The 15,586-nt window shown below is 70.7% G+C and carries 18 protein-coding genes; 5 read left to right on the top strand and 13 right to left on the bottom strand.

The window, feature by feature from the left end:
• Positions 1–60 precede the first annotated feature (60 nt).
• Together C7S10_RS09120 and trxA are read left to right on the top strand one after the other, a co-directional pair.
• A complete protein-coding gene (locus C7S10_RS09120; protein ID WP_108344133.1) occupies positions 61–1,164 on the top strand; it encodes an NPCBM/NEW2 domain-containing protein in 1,104 nt (367 codons plus the stop codon).
• Between the two features lie 144 nt (positions 1,165–1,308).
• On the top strand, positions 1,309–1,632 hold the full coding sequence (trxA, locus tag C7S10_RS09115; RefSeq protein ID WP_108344132.1) for a thioredoxin: 324 nt from the start codon (positions 1,309–1,311) through the stop codon (positions 1,630–1,632).
• A 46-nt stretch (positions 1,633–1,678) separates the two neighbouring features.
• On the opposite strand, the gene C7S10_RS09110 is transcribed toward trxA, so the two are convergent.
• Positions 1,679–2,326 (bottom strand): GNAT family N-acetyltransferase, encoded by a 648-nt coding sequence (locus C7S10_RS09110; RefSeq protein ID WP_108344131.1) that lies wholly within the window; start codon positions 2,324–2,326, stop codon positions 1,679–1,681.
• A 43-nt stretch (positions 2,327–2,369) separates the two neighbouring features.
• Between C7S10_RS09110 and C7S10_RS09105 the strand changes: the two genes are divergently transcribed.
• On the top strand, positions 2,370–3,584 hold the full coding sequence (locus C7S10_RS09105; RefSeq protein ID WP_108344130.1) for a pyridoxal phosphate-dependent aminotransferase: 1,215 nt from the start codon (positions 2,370–2,372) through the stop codon (positions 3,582–3,584).
• A gap of 4 nt (positions 3,585–3,588) precedes the next feature.
• On the opposite strand, the gene C7S10_RS09100 is transcribed toward C7S10_RS09105, so the two are convergent.
• Genes C7S10_RS09100 through C7S10_RS09085 form a run of 4 tightly spaced genes read right to left on the bottom strand, consistent with a single transcriptional unit; the run spans position 3,589 to position 7,118 of the window.
• A complete protein-coding gene (locus tag C7S10_RS09100; protein ID WP_108344129.1) occupies positions 3,589–4,212 on the bottom strand; it encodes a response regulator transcription factor in 624 nt (207 codons plus the stop codon).
• Positions 4,209–5,366: a sensor histidine kinase gene (locus C7S10_RS09095; protein ID WP_108344128.1), complete on the bottom strand. Its 1,158-nt coding sequence runs from the start codon at positions 5,364–5,366 to the stop codon at positions 4,209–4,211. The genes C7S10_RS09100 and C7S10_RS09095 overlap by 4 nt, the downstream gene beginning before the upstream one ends.
• A gap of 22 nt (positions 5,367–5,388) precedes the next feature.
• Entirely contained in the window at positions 5,389–6,135 is a 747-nt protein-coding gene (locus tag C7S10_RS09090) for an ABC transporter permease (protein WP_108344127.1), read from the bottom strand.
• A complete protein-coding gene (locus tag C7S10_RS09085; protein ID WP_108344126.1) occupies positions 6,132–7,118 on the bottom strand; it encodes an ABC transporter ATP-binding protein in 987 nt (328 codons plus the stop codon). Before C7S10_RS09085 ends, C7S10_RS09090 begins: the two co-directional genes overlap by 4 nt.
• Positions 7,119–7,249: 131 nt before the next feature.
• Between C7S10_RS09085 and C7S10_RS09080 the strand changes: the two genes are divergently transcribed.
• Positions 7,250–8,023, top strand: a complete 774-nt coding sequence (locus tag C7S10_RS09080; protein ID WP_108344125.1) for a lysophospholipid acyltransferase family protein — start codon at positions 7,250–7,252, stop codon at positions 8,021–8,023.
• Positions 8,024–8,131: 108 nt separating this feature from the next.
• On the opposite strand, the gene C7S10_RS09075 is transcribed toward C7S10_RS09080, so the two are convergent.
• From C7S10_RS09075 to rpmH, 8 genes are all read right to left on the bottom strand, one after another.
• On the bottom strand, positions 8,132–9,181 hold the full coding sequence (locus tag C7S10_RS09075; protein WP_108344124.1) for a ParB/RepB/Spo0J family partition protein: 1,050 nt from the start codon (positions 9,179–9,181) through the stop codon (positions 8,132–8,134).
• Positions 9,178–10,083, bottom strand: coding sequence for a ParA family protein (locus C7S10_RS09070; RefSeq protein WP_243395289.1), 906 nt, complete (start codon positions 10,081–10,083; stop codon positions 9,178–9,180). The genes C7S10_RS09075 and C7S10_RS09070 overlap by 4 nt, the downstream gene beginning before the upstream one ends.
• 274 nt (positions 10,084–10,357) lie before the next feature.
• A complete protein-coding gene (gene rsmG / locus C7S10_RS09065; protein ID WP_207769310.1) occupies positions 10,358–11,014 on the bottom strand; it encodes a 16S rRNA (guanine(527)-N(7))-methyltransferase RsmG in 657 nt (218 codons plus the stop codon).
• Between the two features lie 80 nt (positions 11,015–11,094).
• On the bottom strand, positions 11,095–11,694 hold the full coding sequence (locus C7S10_RS09060) for a Jag family protein (protein ID WP_341476743.1): 600 nt from the start codon (positions 11,692–11,694) through the stop codon (positions 11,095–11,097).
• Between the two features lie 60 nt (positions 11,695–11,754).
• Positions 11,755–12,729, bottom strand: a complete 975-nt coding sequence (gene yidC, locus C7S10_RS09055) for a membrane protein insertase YidC (RefSeq protein ID WP_108344121.1) — start codon at positions 12,727–12,729, stop codon at positions 11,755–11,757.
• Positions 12,730–12,999 carry a membrane protein insertion efficiency factor YidD gene (gene yidD, locus C7S10_RS09050; RefSeq protein ID WP_108344120.1) on the bottom strand — a complete coding sequence of 90 codons (270 nt, stop codon included), beginning with the start codon at positions 12,997–12,999 and terminating at the stop codon, positions 12,730–12,732.
• Entirely contained in the window at positions 12,996–13,340 is a 345-nt protein-coding gene (gene rnpA, locus C7S10_RS09045) for a ribonuclease P protein component (RefSeq protein ID WP_108344119.1), read from the bottom strand. The genes yidD and rnpA overlap by 4 nt, the downstream gene beginning before the upstream one ends.
• Before the next feature lie 26 nt (positions 13,341–13,366).
• Complete coding sequence (gene rpmH / locus C7S10_RS09040) at positions 13,367–13,504, bottom strand: 50S ribosomal protein L34 (RefSeq protein ID WP_108344118.1); 138 nt, start codon at positions 13,502–13,504, stop codon at positions 13,367–13,369.
• 577 nt (positions 13,505–14,081) lie between these two features.
• On the opposite strand from rpmH, the gene dnaA reads away from it, so the two are divergent.
• Complete coding sequence (gene dnaA / locus C7S10_RS09035; protein ID WP_207769325.1) at positions 14,082–15,560, top strand: chromosomal replication initiator protein DnaA; 1,479 nt, start codon at positions 14,082–14,084, stop codon at positions 15,558–15,560.
• Positions 15,561–15,586 lie beyond the last annotated feature (26 nt).

Raw genomic sequence — 15,586 nt, 5'->3', positions numbered from 1 at the left:
CTTGCCTATCGTGCGCGAGCCGACCCACCCGACCTCGCGTCCGACCCCCGTGGAGCACCCATGCGCCGTACCTCCCTCGCCGTTGCCAGCCTGCTCGCGACCGCGACCCTGCTCCCGGTGTCCGCCGGACAGGCCTCCGCGCCCGCCGAGCGACAGGCCGCCCAGGCCCGGATCTCGCTGTCCGCCCCCTCGACGGTCGCGCCGCACTCCCGGGTCACGCTCACCGGCCGCACCGGGGCCCGCCGCGGCGCGAAGGTGCGGATCTACCAGCGCCCGCTCGACCGGGCCTCGTGGAACCTCGAGGGCACCACGCGGGTCAAGAAGCGCGGCAAGTTCAGGTACTCCGAGGGCGTGACGACCTTCAGCCGCTACTACAAGGCCTGCGTCGGCCGCTCCTGCAGCCCGCAGCGCCTGGTCACGGTCGGCAACGTCCCCACCACGCCGCCCCCACCGCCGGCCACCCCGCAGGCCGCCTCGCTGACCCTGGTCACGGGCGCGGCCCCGGAGATCGAGGCCGGGCAGACGATCACCGTCGGGGGCACGGCGTCGGCCAACCTGGCCGGCAAGCCGGTCGCCCTCCAGGCGTACGACGCCGCGGGCAAGACCTGGGGCAACATCGCCACCGGCCTCGTCGACGCCGCCGGCAGCTGGACGCTGACCGGGCCGATCGGCACCGCGGGCAAGATCGGCATCCGCGTGTACGCGCCGCCGAGCGCCACCACGCTGGAGACCGCCGTCGGGGCCGGCGTGATCGCGGTCTACGGCTGGTACCCGCTCGGCGAGAGCAAGATGCCTTCGCGGGTCTCGGGCTACGTCGAATACGGCCCGGCAACGATCAATGCCGTGCCCTACGCCACCTCCGTCACGATGGAGACCTCCAGTGGCGTCGGGTCGGGAGAGTGGAACCTGGCGCGGTCCTGCAAGACGTTCACCGCGACAGTGGGACTGCTCGACACCGCGAGCACCACGACCCGCTACTCCTACCAGCTCTTCTCCGACTCGGTGCAGAAGGCCACGAAGGACGCCATTGCCCTCGGGACCAGCAACCCGGTCTCCATCGACGTCACCAACGCCCTGAGACTCCGGATCGCCACGCAGCGCACGGCCGGTTCCGGCTACGACTACCTCGTCTTCGGCGACGCGAAGGCCCTCTGCTCCTTCTGAGCACCCCAGTCGTACGGCGTCCGCACACGGGGGTGGCGGGCGCCGTACCTGTTCCCGCAGGTCGCATGCCGGTCGGGAACAGATGTCGGTGGACTGGTGTTGACTGGACTACAGACGTCACCCGACTACCGAAAGGGCACCCCCGTGGGCAACATCTCCGCCGTCACCGACGCGCAGTTCGACGAGCAGGTCCTCAAGTCCGACAAGCCCGTCCTCGTCGACTTCTGGGCCGAGTGGTGTGGCCCGTGCCGCCAGGTCGCCCCGATCCTCGACGAGATCAACGCCGAGCACGGCGAGAAGATCACGTTCCTGAAGATGAACGTGGACGAGAACCCCGTCACGCCGTCGTCCTACCGTGTGACCGGCATCCCGACGATCAACGTCTACCAGGGCGGCGAGGTCGTGAAGTCCATCGTCGGCGCCAAGCCGAAGGCCGCGCTCCTCAAGGAGCTCGCCGACTTCATCTGAGCCACCCGTCCCGACCCCCGTTCCGCCTCGCGGAGCGGGGGTCGTGTCATGTCCGGTCGCGGTGGCTGGTCGCGTGGCTGGTCTTGGGCGCGGGCTGCGGGTGCGGCCGGACGACGCCCCACAGCTTCTCCAACGCCACCTCGACCTCCGACTTCCACGTCACCACCGAGCGCAGGTCCATCCGCATCCGGGGGGTGGTGACGTGGGCCCGCTGGGTCTTGAAGCCGACCCGGCCCAGGAACTCCGCGGGCATCACGCAGCCCACCGAGCGGCCGCGGGTGTCGCCGAACGCCTCGACCGCCGAGATCTCGCGCTTGACGAGGTCGCGCGCCATCGCCTGCACCAGGAGCCGGCCCACGCCGCGCTTGCGGGCCGACGGATCGACGTACACCGTGGAGAGCAGGATCGCGTCGGGCGAGGGCGGCGAGGTCGGGATGCCGGCCGCGCCCGGGAAGAACGCCGCCGGAGCGTAGATCGCGTGCCCGACGACCTCCCCGTCGATGACCGCGACCCGGCCGGCGGAGCCCCACTCGCGCAGCACCCACGACAGCCAGGCGTCGCGCGCCGGGGTCTCCTCGCCGTCGTCGAGCCGCGCGCGGCTGACCGGGTCGGTGCACCAGTACAGGCAGGAACGGCACGGCTCGCGCACCCGTGCGAGGTGGTCGAGCGTGATCGGGAGTGTCCGCCGCGACATATGTCCATGCTAGGCCGCAAGCCCGCCTGCGAGGATGGCTCCCATGCGCCAGATCCGCCAGAGCAAGAAGCTGCAAGGGGTTCGTTACGACGTCCGCGGTCCGATCCTGGTCGAGGCCCAGCGCCTCGAGGCAGAGGGACACCGCATCCTCAAGCTCAACATCGGCAACACCGCACCCTTCGGCTTCGCGGCGCCCGAGGCGATCCTGGCCGACATGATCCACCACCTGCCGGAGGCGCAGGGCTACAGCGACTCGCAGGGCATCTACTCCGCACGCACCGCGGTCATGCACTACTACCAGTCCCACGGCCTGCGCGAGTGCAGCGTCGAGGACATCTTCATCGGCAACGGCGTCTCCGAGCTGATCTCGATGGTCCTCCAGGCGTTCCTCGACGACGGCAACGAGATCCTCGTCCCGGCCCCGGACTATCCGCTGTGGACGGGCGCGATCACGCTGTCGGGGGGTACGGCGGTGCACTACCGCTGCGACGAGGAGAACGGCTGGAACCCCGACCTGGCCGACATCGAGTCGAAGATCACCGAGAACACCCACGGCCTCGTGATCATCAACCCCAACAACCCGACGGGCGCGGTCTACAGCGAGGAGATCGTCAAGGGCCTCATCGACATCGCCCGCCGCCACCAGCTGGTCGTCTTCGCCGACGAGATCTACGAGAAGATCCTGTTCGAGGACGCCGAGCACCACCACGCGGCGACCTTCGCCGGCAACGACGTCCTGTGCCTGACCTTCAGCGGCCTGTCCAAGGCCTACCGCGTGTGTGGCTACCGCGCCGGCTGGCTGATGATCTCCGGGCCCAAGGAGATCGCCACCGACTTCCTCGAGGGCCTGACGCTGGTCGCCAACATGCGCATGTGCGCCAACGTCCCCGCCCAGCACGCGATCCAGACCGCGCTCGGCGGCTACCAGTCGATCGAGGAGTTCATCGGCCCCGGCGGCCGGTTCTACGAGCAGTCGATGCTCGCCGACCGGCTGCTCAACGAGATCCCCGGCGTCTCCAACGTGACCCCGAAGGGCGCCCTCTACTGCTTCCCCCGCCTCGACCCGGAGGTCTACCCGATCGAGGACGACCAGGAGTTCGTGATCGAGCTGCTGCGCGCCAAGAAGATCCTCGTCACCCACGGCACCGGCTTCAACTGGTTCGCGCCCGACCACTTCCGGCTCGTCACGCTGCCGGAGGCCTCGGTGCTCGAGGAGGCCATCGGCCGGATCGCCGACTTCCTCGCCATGCGCCGCTGACGGGCTAGATCCACCCCATGCGTACGGCGATCGCGCACGCGTCGTGCCGGTTGGCCGCGCCCAGCTTGGTGATCGCGCTCGAGAGGTAGTTGCGCACCGTGCCGGGCGAGAGGTGCGCGCGGGCGGCGATGTCCTCGATCGTGGCGCCGTCGGCCGCGAGCTCGAGGCAGTCGGCCTCGCGCGGCGTCAGCGGCGAGTCGCCGGCCCCGATCGCCTCGGCGGCGAGCTCCGGGTCGACGTACCTCCCACCGCCCGCGACGGAACGGATCACCTCCGCGAGCCGCGCCGCCTCGGTGGTCTTGGGCAGGAAACCACGCACGCCGGCGGCCAGCGCACGCTTCAGGTGCCCCGGCCGGCCGTGGCTGGTGACGATGATGCTGTGGACGTCCAGCCCGGCGAGCTCGGCGGCGACGGCGATGCCGTCGGGCTCGGGCATCTGGAGGTCGAGCACGGCGACGTCGAGGCCACCGTCGGGCCCGCGGTCGGCGCACAGCACGCGGGCCTGGTCGAGCGCGGCCCGGCCCGACGCCGCCTGCGCCACCACCGTGAGGTCGTCCTCGAGGTCGAGGAGCTGGGCGAGCGCGGCCCGGATGAGGTTCTCGTCGTCGGCGACCAGGATCCGGATCATGCGTGCGCCTTCGCGGCAACGGTCGGAGCGCGCAGGTCGTCGGGCATGGTCGCGGCCAGGGTCCAGCGCCCGTCACGCAGCGTCGTGCTGACCACCGAGCCCAACGGCGCGAGCCGCTCGCCGAGACCGACGATGCCGAGCCCGTTGCCCGAGCGCTGCTGCTCCCCCGAGCCGTCGTTGGCGACCGACAGCACCCCGTCGCGCCAGGCGATCTCCACCTTCGTGGCGGCGGAGTGCCGCAGCACGTTGGTCACGGCCTCGCGCACCACCCATGCGGCCGGCTCGTGCCACCGCGCGGGGAGGTCGGCGACGCTGACGACCGTCTCGATGCCGGCGGCGGCCAGCAGCGAGCTCGCACCCTCGAGCTCGCGCTCCAGGCTGCTGGCGCGATAGCCACGGGCGAGCTCGCGCGCCTCCCGCAGCGCGTCGTGGGCCGTCGTCCGCACCTCGAGCATCGTGTCCGCGGCGCTCGGGTCACCGCGTCGGGCCAGGGCCGCGGCGAGCTCGGCGCGCACCGCGATGGTGGACAGGTGGCGCCCGAGCACGTCGTGGACGTCGCGGGAGAAGCGCAGTCGTTCCTCGGCGACGGCCAGCGCGGCCTCGGTGTCACGGCTGCGGTCGAGCCGCCTCACCACGTCGAGCATCCACAGCGAGATGTGGACCGTGAACCCGAGGAACAGGCCGGCTCCGACGGAGAGGGCCAGCGTGCCCGGGGAGCCCGTGGCGACGTACGCCCCCGCGCTCAGCACGACGAGCAGCGCCACCAGGTGGCGGCGGTCGCGCAGCCCGGCGAGGGCGTAGACGGTCCCGATCCACACCAGCGAGAGGCCGGCGAGGCGCGGGTCGGCCGGGAGCACCGCCGCCGCGGCGGTGCACGCGGCGGCGACGCCGAGCATCACCAGCACCGGCCGCCCCGGCGTGGGCTGCGCGCCCGGCCACGCGTCGGCGACCGCCCGTTGGGCATAGGTCCCCGTGACGCCGAGCACGAGGGCGATCACGACCAGCGTGAGCATCGCCGGCGGGTTCGCCTCCGCGACCGGGGCTGCGCCGACGAGGATGAAGCCGAGCGTGAGCCACATCAGCCACAGCAGGGTCTGGCGCGTGTAGAGGTCGACCCACTCGACCTGGGTACGGCGCACGCGCGGCGACTTCATGACCGCGAGCCTAGGCCGTGGCTCACCGACGCGGCTCCCAGCGCATCGACCGAGACGCGACCCACAGCGCGGCGCCCGTCCAGACGACGACGACGGCAGCGGCCCGAAGGGCGTCGACGTCGGCCCCCCAGCTCAGCCGGGCCAGTGCGTCGAGGGCGCCGCCAGGTGTCAGCGCCACGACCTCCTGCGCCCGCTCCGGCAGGGCGCGGGCGAAGGTGCCGAGCATCATCAGCGTCAGCACGGGCAGGCTCGTCATCTGCGCGGCCTCCGCGTTGCGGGTCCACGAGGCGGTCCACACGGCCAGCGCCGCGCACATCACGCTGCCGCCGATCGCCGCCAGTCCGTACGTCGCCAGCGATCCCGGCGCCTGGCCCATGACCGTGGCCACCACGACCGCGAGGGCGGCGACGGCGAGGGAGATGACGACGCCCGGCAGGCACATGGAGAGCAGCAGCTCGTGGTCGCGCGCCTCCCCCGTGCGCAGGCGCTTGAGGACGAGCTCGTCGCGCCGGGTCACGATGATCGACAACACGTTGTAGTAGACCGGGAGCAGCCAGGCGACCATCAGCACGGTCGAGATCGCTCCGCCCGTCGCGGCGTCCTCGCTCCCGCTGAGCGCGACGAACCCGAGCGGCAGCAGTGGGGTGACGACGCCGTAGGCCAGGGTCAGCGGGTTGCGGACCATCAGGGTCGCGTTGGCGCGGCTGAGCCCGAGGACGCGGCCGACGGCCCGGGTCTGGGTGGGGGCGGGGGCGGCGGTGGTGCTCATGCGGCGTGCTCCTTCGTCTGGTCGGGGTGCTCGCTGGACCCTCGGTCCTTGCTGCTGCTGTCCTTGCTGGTCAGGGCCAGGAAGGCGCGCTCGAGGGACGCCGTCTCGGCGCGGAGCTCGTCGAGGTGGACGTCGTGGCTCGACGCCCAGGCCAGCAGCGCGCCCAGGCTGCCCTGCAGCTCGTGGGTCTCGATCGTCGCCGTTCCGCGGTGCTCGACGACCCGGAGCTGTCCGAGGTCGGGCAGCGGCGGCGCGCTGCGCAGCGACGAGGTCGCGAAGCTGATGGTGCTCGGGAGGTCGGCGACGATGTCGGCCGGGCTGCCGCTGCGCTCGATCCGGCCGGCGTGCATCAGCTCGATCCGGTCGGCCAGGCGCTGGGCCTCGTCGAGGTAGTGGGTGGTCAGCAGGATGGCCGCGCCCCGGTCGCGCAGGGCGGCGACGAGGTCCCAGACGCGACGGCGGCTCTCGACATCGAGACCGTTGGACGGCTCGTCGAGGAAGAGCACGGCGGGGTCGCCGAGCAGCGCGCACGCGATGTCGAGACGGCGTTGCTCACCACCGGAGAGCTGCCCGACGCGCGTCTCGGCCTTGTCCAGCAGCGCCAGGTCGTCCAGCGCCGCGTCGATCGGGCGCGCGGTGGACGTCAGGCTCGCCTGCATCCGCATCGTCTCGCGGACCGTGAGGTCGCCCGAGAACCCGCTGGCTTGCAGGAGCACGCCTGTGCGGCGGCGTACGGCCTCACGATCGCGCCACGGGTCGAGACCCAGCACCCGGATCTCGCCGGCCGCGGCCGGCGCCAGCCCCTCGATGAGCTCGACGGTCGAGGTCTTGCCCGCCCCGTTGGTGCCGAGGAGCGCGGTGATCGACCCGGCAGGTACGTCGAGGTCGACCCCGCGGACGGCGGTGAACGCGTCGCGACCGGCACCGTAGGTGCGCTCGACGCCGCGGCAGCTGATGGCGATGGAACTGTCCTCGTTGGTCATGGCACCAGCCTGCTGGCGCGGACGCGGCGGCGGCAGTGCGGCTGCTCACCGGTCCGGGTGCGTCCTGCACGGGCGGCCCATGACACATGTCACCCTCGCCGCCGGCCCCCGGGCACCCTAGGCTCGCCGACATGCGCGACGTGACCTATCCCCCGATCATCCTCACCGCGAAGGCCGGCTTCCGGCTCCTGGGCCAGCGGTTCCAGATGACCGGGACGGAGAACGTGCCGCGATCCGGCGGTGTGCTGCTCGCCTACAACCACATCAGCTACGTCGACTTCATCTACGGCGGGCTCGCGGCCAACCCCTCCAAGCGGCTGGTGCGGTTCATGGCCAAGCGCGAGCTCTTCGACCACAAGGCGGTCGGGCCGCTGATGAGGTCGCTGCACCACATCGAGGTCGACCGCGCCTCGGGCGAGAAGTCGCTCGCGACCGCCCTGGCCCACCTGTTGGCCGGGGAGGCCGTCGGGATCTTTCCCGAGGCGACCATCTCGCGCGCGATGGAGATCAAGGACCTCAAGAGTGGCGCCGTCCGGATCGCCGCCGAGGCCGGCGTGCCGCTGGTGCCGGTCATCCTGTGGGGCACCCAGCGGATGATGACGAAGGACCACCCGCGCGACTTCTCCCGCGGCACGACGATCGCGATCAACGTCGGTGAGCCGATGCACCCGACTCCCGAGGACAACGCCGTCGCCCAGACCGCCGAGCTGCACCGTCGGATGAGCGCGATGCTCGACGAGACGGTCGCCGCCTACCCCGTCGACGAGCAGCCGCCGGGGTCGTGGTGGGTGCCGCAGCGGCTCGGGGGCACGGCGCCGACGCTCGAGGAGGCCGCCGTGCTCGACGCCGCCGAGAAGCGGGAGCGGGCGCGACGACGGGCGGCCAAGCGAGCCGCGAAGAAGTGACCATTCGATGAGTCGTCATGACGACTTATCGGTGAATTGCTTTGTCGACTTTCGGTGTTTGCGCAGGTCAGCGGCTCGCCCGGACCTGTCGACGCGCCCGCGGTGGCGTCAGATCGGGCGGTCGGTGCGGTTGCGTGGGTCCATGATCTCGACGATCCGACGCAGGTCGTCGAGCGAGGCGAACTCGACGGTGATCTTGCCCTTGGCCTTGCCCAGGTCGACCTTGACCCGCGTCTCGAACCGGTCGGAAAGACGTTCGGCCAGGTCCGCCAGCCCGGGGGCCGTCGGCCGGTTGCGCTGTGCTCGGGTCGAGCTGGTCTGACCGGGACCGAGGGAGACGATCTCCTCCAGGCCGCGGACGCTGATGCCTTCGGCCGTGACCCGGGCGGCCAGCCGGTCCTGCAGGTCGGGATCCTCGATCGTCAGCAGGGCCCGGGCGTGACCGGCGGACAGCACGCCGGCCGCCACGCGCCGCTGGACCGCCGGCGAGAGCTTGAGGAGTCGCAGCGTGTTGCTGATCTGCGGACGGGAGCGGCCGATGCGCTGCGCCAGCTCGTCGTGCGTGCACCCGAAGTCCTCGAGCAGCTGGCCGTAGGCCGCCGCCTCCTCGAGCGGGTTGAGCTGGGAGCGGTGGAGGTTCTCCAGCAGGGCGTCGCGGAGCATGTCGTTGTCGTCGGTCTGCCGGACGATGGCCGGGATCGTCTCCTGGCCGGCCTCCTGCGAGGCCCGCCAGCGGCGCTCACCCATGATGAGCTCGTACTCGTCGTCACCGGTGCGCCGGACGACGACGGGCTGGAGCAGGCCGACCTCGGTGATCGAGTGCACCAGCTCGGCGAGCGCCTCCTCCTCGAAGACCTGCCGCGGCTGCCGGGCGTTGGGGCGCACCTGGCCGATCGGGAGCTCGGCGAAGTAGGCGCCGGCGACGGTGCCCCCGACGACGGTTCCCGTGGCGGGACCCGACTCGGCCGGGCGGTCGCCCGACGTGGGCGCAGCCGCTGCGGGTACGCCGCTCGCCGACCCGTCGGGTGCCGAGGCGCCGCCGGTCGCGGGGGTCCCGGTGCTGGCCGGCGCGCCGGACGTCTCGGTCGGTGCGGTCGGGATGAGGGAGCCGAGCCCCCGACCGAGACCACGGCGGGGAGGCTTGGGCGTGCTGGTCATCGAGGGGCTCCGTTGGTTGCGATCTCCCGGGCTGCCTCCAGGTAGCTGAGGGCACCGGCCGACGCAGGATCGTAGGTCATCACCGTCTGGCCGTAGGACGGCGCCTCCGACACACGCACCGAGCGCGGGATCGCCGTCTTGAGCACCTCGGGGCCGAAGTGCTCGCGCACCTCGGCGGCCACGCCGGCGGCCAGCCGGGTGCGGGCGTCGTACATGGTCAGCAGGATCGTGCTGACGACCAAGCTCGGGTTGAGGTGCTGGCGCACCATGTCCACCGTCTCGAGCAGCTGGCCGAGCCCCTCGAGGGCGTAGTACTCCGCCTGGATCGGGATGAACATCTCGCGACCGGCCACCAGGGCGTTCAGGGTGAGCAGCCCGAGCGAGGGCGGGCAGTCGATGAGCACGTAGTCGAACCGCTCCTCGCCCGCCTCGGCGGCCGGCCCGATGAGGGGGTGGGCGGCCAGTGCCTTCTGCAGTCGCATCTCCCGGGCCACGACGCTCACCAGCTCGATCTCGGCGCCGGCGAGGTCGATGGTGGCCGGCACGACCCACAGCCCGGGGACCTCGTCGCTCTGCGTCATCACGTCGGCGAGCGGATGCCCGTCGACCAGCATGTCGTAGGTCGACGGCACTCCCCGGTGGTGCTCCACGCTCAGCGCGGTCGACGCGTTTCCCTGTGGATCGAGGTCGATCACGAGCACGCGCTGGCCGAGCTGGGCCAGGGCTGCGGCGACGTTGACGGTGCTGGTGGTCTTGCCGACGCCGCCCTTCTGGTTCGCCACGACGAAGACGCGGGTTGCGCTCGGGCGGGGCGCCGGTCGGTCGCGGTGCAGGGCACCGCTGCGGGCGAGTACCGACTGCTCGGCGGCCCGAGCCAACGGCGTCGTCGCATCGTCGAACACCGGAGTGCCCTCGGCCACCTGGCCCGCCGTGCGCACCTGCCAGGTCGGTGTTTCACGTGAAACAGCCGTCGCGGGCGGGGTTTCACGTGAAACATCCACACCCTCAACCTGTGGATGAACCTGAGCCTGCTGTGGATAGGCACGCTCAGGGACGCCCTCAGGAGTGGTGGAAAACTCCGAGGGGTCGGGTGGGGTCGAGCGCTCAGGACGACGTGAGTCCTCGGTCACAACCAGGACCTTTCAGGTTCGGAACGGCGTGCTGTCACGGACAGCATCAGCGTGGGCGGCGACGTGCAGACCGTCGCGACCGTGAGGCGGGCAAACCTACCTTCGCCGGGTCGGCCCATGCCACCCGTAGGGCGTGGGTGCTGTGGACGAGCGACTCGGCACCAAGCGTGAGCACCTCGGGCTCTGAGCACCCCAGGCTGCGCAGCACCGGGCGGGCTGCCTCGACCTCGGCCTCGACTGAGGACCCCTTCATCGCGACCAGCGCCCCGTGCGGAGCGACCAGTGGCATGGACCACCGGAGAAGCCGATCGAGGGGAGCGACGGCACGTGAGGTCACCACGTCGAAGGCGTGACGGTCCCTCACCTCCTCCGCACGACCCCGCACCACGGTGACCTGGCCCAGGCCGAGCTGATCGACGACCTCGGAGAGGAAGGTGGTGCGCCGCAGCAATGGCTCCACGAGCGTGATGCGCAGGTCGGGCCGTGCGATCGCCAGCACCAGGCCCGGGAGACCGGCACCCGAACCGATGTCACAGACAGACACGCCGTTGGGTATCGCCTCCGCCAGGACGGCGCAGTTGAGGAGGTGGCGCTCCCAGAGCCGAGGCGCCTCACGCGGACCGATCAGGCCGCGCACCACTCCGTCCGTCGCCAGCAGCGCCGCGTACTCCTCCGCCAGCGACAACCGCTCGGAACCAAACACCCCCCGGGCCTCATCGGGCGCGGAGGGTGGCAGGTCGCTCGTCGCGTTCACGGGCGCTGTTTCACGTGAAACACCCGGCGTCAGGCCGGAAGGATCACGACGTAGCGACGCGGCTCAGCGCCTTCGGACTCCGACGTGAGGCCGGCGGCCGCGACGGCGTCGTGCACGACCTTGCGTTCGAACGACGTCATCGGGTCGAGCGAGACCGACTCGCCCGAGCTCTGGACCTCGCCGATCTTCTCCGTGGCCAGTCGCACCAGGCGCTCGCGCTGCTCCGCGCGGTAGCCCGACACGTCCAGCATCAGGCGGGATCGTTCACCGGTCTCCCGGTAGACGGCCAGCCGGGTCAGCTCCTGCAGGGCGTCCAGCACCTCACCCTTGCCGCCCACGAGCTGCGCGAGGTCGGCACCGACGATCGACACGGCGGCTCGGTCGCCCTCCACGTCCATGTCCAGGTCACCGTCGAGGTCCGCGATGTCGAGCAGCTCCTCGAGGTAGTCCGCGGCGATCTCGCCCTCGTTCTCCAGCCGCTCGACCTTCGAGGGCCGCGCCTCGGTGCTGGTCTCCTGGGTGCTGGTCTCGTGGGTGCTGGTCTCGTGGGTGCTGGTCTCCCCATCGTCCGTCTGCTCGGTGCTGTCGACGGCGACGTCGTCGGTCTCTACTGCCTTGGAATCGGTCACGTGCACTTCTCCTGGCTCTGCTTCGAAGTCGCGGCCGGGGCCGCGGGGGAACTGTGGGGGCTAGCTGCCCGGCTTCTTCTTGGCCTGGCGCTGGGCCTTGGTCTGCCGCTTGGGCTGGACCCGGGGAGCGGGGCGCTCCTCCACCTCGGTCGCGACCGCGCTCGACTCCGCCTCGCCCGTGGTCGGCTCGGGCAGGCCCTTGCGCGCGGCCTTCGCCTTGTCCCGCTCCTCCTTGGCCTTGAACGCGGGCGTCCCGGGCGCGGGGTTGTTGCGGATCACGTAGAACTGCTGGCCCATGGTCCACAGGTTGGAGGTGGTCCAGTAGAAGAGGACGCCGACCGGGAACGCGATACCACCGACGGCGAACACGACCGGCAGCACGTAGAGCAGCATCTTCTGCTGCTGGGCGTAGGGACCCGACAGCGCGTCGGCCGGCATGTTCTTGCTCATCAGCTGGCGCTGGGTGAGGAAGGTGGTCGCGGTCATGGCGATCACCAGGATCGCGGCGAGGAGCCGGACCCCGTTGTCGTCGGTGTTGACGAAGGTGTCGGAGATCTTCGCTCCGAGGAAGTGGGCGTCGCGGAACTGGTTGTTCAGCGTCTCCGTCATGACGCCCTTGGGCTTGTCCGGGTTCTTCACCGCCTGATCGATCAGGCGGAACAGCGAGAGGAAGATCGGCATCTGCAAGATGATCGGCAGGCACGACGCGAACGGGTTGGTGCCCGTGTCCTTGTAGAGCTTCATCGTCTCCTGGGCGAGACGCTCCCGGTCGTGGCCGTACTTCTTCTGCAGCTCCTTCACCTTGGGCTGGATCAGCTGCATGTTGCGGCTCGACTTGATCTGCTTGACGAACAGCGGGATCAGGGCCGCCCGGATCACCAGCGTCAGGCCGATGATCGAGAGCACCCACGCGACACCCGAGGCGGGGCCGAAGATGCCGCCGAAGAGCGTGTGGAAGCTGGTGAGCACGAAGGAGATGGCGAAGTACAGCGGCGTCATGATGAAGCTGCCGATGCTGCCGAAGAAGTCGAGCACTCAAGCTCCCTGGGTCGGGGTCGGGGCCGCACTCGCGGTGCGGGATGGACGGTGTCGGTGGGGCGGGACCGGGTCGTAGCCGCCGGCCGCCCACGGGTGGCAGCGGGCCAGACGGCGTACGGAGAGCCACACGCCGCGGGCCGCGCCGTGCTCCGTGACCGCCTCCAGCGCGTACGCCGAGCAGGACGGGTGGTAGCGACAGACCTGGCCGTACAACGGGCTGATCAGCGCGCGGTAGGCGCGCAGCACTCCGATCAGCAGGAACTTCACGACATCACCCTGGTCAGACAACGGCGCAGGTCGGCGTCGAGTTCCACCGAGGTGGCCCGCGACGACGCCGGGAGCGCACGGACCACGAGCACAGCAGAACCCGGCAGCACCGCCAGTGCAGGCAGGTGCTCCCGGGTCAGGTGTCGAAGTCGGCGCTTCACGCGGTTGCGGACCACGGCGTTGCCCACGGCCTTGCTGACCACGAAGCCCACGCGCGCCGGGTCACCCGGTGCCTGGAGGTCGAGGTGCACCACGAGGTTGCGCGAACCGCAGCGCCGACCGGACCGGACGGCGACGCGGAAGGCGTCGCTGTCGACGAGCCGGTGCGCTGCGGGCAGCACGGGCGTGGAGGCCGCAGGCGCAGTCGTCAGACGGCCAGCTTCTCGCGGCCCTTGCGGCGACGCGAGGACAGGATCGCGCGGCCGGCGCGGGTGCGCATGCGCAGGCGGAAACCGTGGACCTTGTGACGGCGGCGGTTGTTCGGCTGGTACGTACGCTTGCTCACGAGCTTCTCTCCGATGCGATTTCTAGGGAACGTCCACTCCACAGGCGGGACATGCGGGTGTACGGCGACCGGCTGGTCGTCGAACTCGGCTCTTCGGCCGGCACCGCCCACCCACGCGCGCAGGCCCGGGTGGGCCACGCAGTCGTGGACATGCGGCACCCGTCGACACGGAGTGACCGGCCAACGGTACGCGCGCCGGTGAATCACGGTCAAACTCGGGACTGTGCCACACACGCGCTGCCTGTGGATGACGGCTTGCCGAGGCGTTTCACAGGTTGTTAGGTTGCGCAGCACCGACGTCCACGGGCCCGGTGTCCACACGGGTGGACGAGCAGCTTGGCACCAGGGTCGCTCCAACCTCCACACGCCGTCTGACCTGCACGATCACGCGCCGTGCGACCCTGATGGCGGCGCCCGGTGTGACCTGGGCCACGACCGAGGGACCGTGTTCAACAGACTGTGGACAACTCTGTGGACGAGACACCGCACAACCAGACGCAGGAGAGGTAGGCCGGTGGACGACCGCACCCACGCACATGTCGACGGTCAGGCAGGCGACCGGAGCGACCCGAGCGAGGTGCCCGGCAACCCGCTCGCCGCACCGGATCTCGACCTCGGCACCGTCTGGCGGGCGATCGTCCACGAGCTCCAGCCCAACCAGCGCGCCTGGCTGCGCGCCAGCGAGCCGGTCACCCTCCACGAGAGCACGGCGATCATCGCGGTGCCCAACGACTTCACCCGCGGGCAGCTCGAGGGCCGCCTGCGAGCGCAGCTCGAGGACTCGCTGAGCGAGTCGTTCGGTCGCGAGATCCGGCTGGCGGTCAGCGTCAACCCGGCCCTCGAGGACCGGTCTCCCCAGACACACATCGACGAATCACCAAGTCCATCTGACGACTTGTCGACAAATCGACCGCTGGACGACGGCGTGCCCGCCGGGCTCATCCCCGCCACGCCGGCATCGAGCGACGGGACCGAGCGCGAGCCGGTCGCCGATCGCCGTACCCACCACTCGGCGCTGGAGACCCGCCTGAACCCGAAGTACACCTTCGAGACCTTCGTCATCGGGTCGTCCAACCGCTTCCCGCACGCGGCCGCCGTCGCGGTGTCCGAGGCGCCGGGCAAGGCCTACAACCCGCTCCTGGTGTACGGCGAGTCCGGGCTCGGCAAGACCCACCTGCTGCACGCCATCGGCCACTACGTCCGCAGCCTCTACACCAACGCCAAGGTGCGCTACGTCTCGAGCGAGGAGTTCACCAACGAATTCATCAACGCGGTGCGCGACGACCGGCAGGACCGGTTCAAGCGGCGCTACCGCGACGTGGACGTCCTCCTCATCGACGACATCCAGTTCTTGCAGGGCAAGACCCAGACGCAGGAGGAGTTCTTCCACACCTTCAACACCCTCCACAACGCCAACAAGCAGATCGTCCTGACCTCCGACCAGGCGCCGAAGAAGCTCGAGGCGCTGGAGGAGCGGCTGCGCAACCGGTTCGAGTGGGGGCTGATCACCGATGTCCAGCCGCCCGAGCTGGAGACGCGCATCGCGATCCTGCGCAAGAAGGCGGCCATGGACCGGTTGACCGCGCCGCCGGACGTGCTCGAGTTCATCGCCTCCAAGATCCAGACCAACATCCGCGAGCTGGAGGGCGCGCTGATCCGGGTCACGGCCTTCGCCAACCTCAACCGCCAGGACGTCGACATGAGCCTGGCCGAGATCGTGCTGCGCGACCTGATCCCCGAGGGCGCGGAGCCTGAGATCACGCCGGGGCTGATCATCGCGCAGACCGCCGCCTACTTCGGGGTGTCCATCGAGGACCTCACGGGCCCGAGCCGGGGGCGCCACCTGGTGATGGCGCGCCAGATCGGCATGTACCTGTGCCGCGAGCTCACCGACCTGTCGCTGCCCAAGATCGGGGCCGAGTTCGGCAACCGCGACCACACGACCGTGATGTACGCCGACCGCAAGATCCGCCAGCTCCTCGCCGAGCGTCGCGCGGTGTTCAACCAGGTCTCCGAGCTCACCAACCGCCTCAAGGTCCAGGCTCGTCAAGGGTGAGCCGCAATCTGTGGAGGACGTGTGGT

It is taken from the genome of Nocardioides currus (genome assembly GCF_003057875.1).
Classification (GTDB): domain Bacteria; phylum Actinomycetota; class Actinomycetes; order Propionibacteriales; family Nocardioidaceae; genus Nocardioides; species Nocardioides currus.
This window is presented reverse-complemented; position numbering and strand designations above follow the sequence as displayed.

Coding starts and splice junctions, on each gene's coding strand:
- C7S10_RS09075 (WP_108344124.1), bottom strand. CDS start 9,181: ATGACCAGCACGCCCAAGCCTCCCCGCCGTGGTCTCGGTCGGGGGCTC.
- C7S10_RS09105 (WP_108344130.1), top strand. CDS start 2,370: ATGCGCCAGATCCGCCAGAGCAAGAAGCTGCAAGGGGTTCGTTACGAC.
- C7S10_RS09120 (WP_108344133.1), top strand. CDS start 61: ATGCGCCGTACCTCCCTCGCCGTTGCCAGCCTGCTCGCGACCGCGACC.
- C7S10_RS09090 (WP_108344127.1), bottom strand. CDS start 6,135: ATGAGCACCACCGCCGCCCCCGCCCCCACCCAGACCCGGGCCGTCGGC.
- C7S10_RS09100 (WP_108344129.1), bottom strand. CDS start 4,212: ATGATCCGGATCCTGGTCGCCGACGACGAGAACCTCATCCGGGCCGCG.
- C7S10_RS09095 (WP_108344128.1), bottom strand. CDS start 5,366: ATGAAGTCGCCGCGCGTGCGCCGTACCCAGGTCGAGTGGGTCGACCTC.
- C7S10_RS09080 (WP_108344125.1), top strand. CDS start 7,250: ATGCGCGACGTGACCTATCCCCCGATCATCCTCACCGCGAAGGCCGGC.
- C7S10_RS09110 (WP_108344131.1), bottom strand. CDS start 2,326: ATGTCGCGGCGGACACTCCCGATCACGCTCGACCACCTCGCACGGGTG.
- C7S10_RS09085 (WP_108344126.1), bottom strand. CDS start 7,118: ATGACCAACGAGGACAGTTCCATCGCCATCAGCTGCCGCGGCGTCGAG.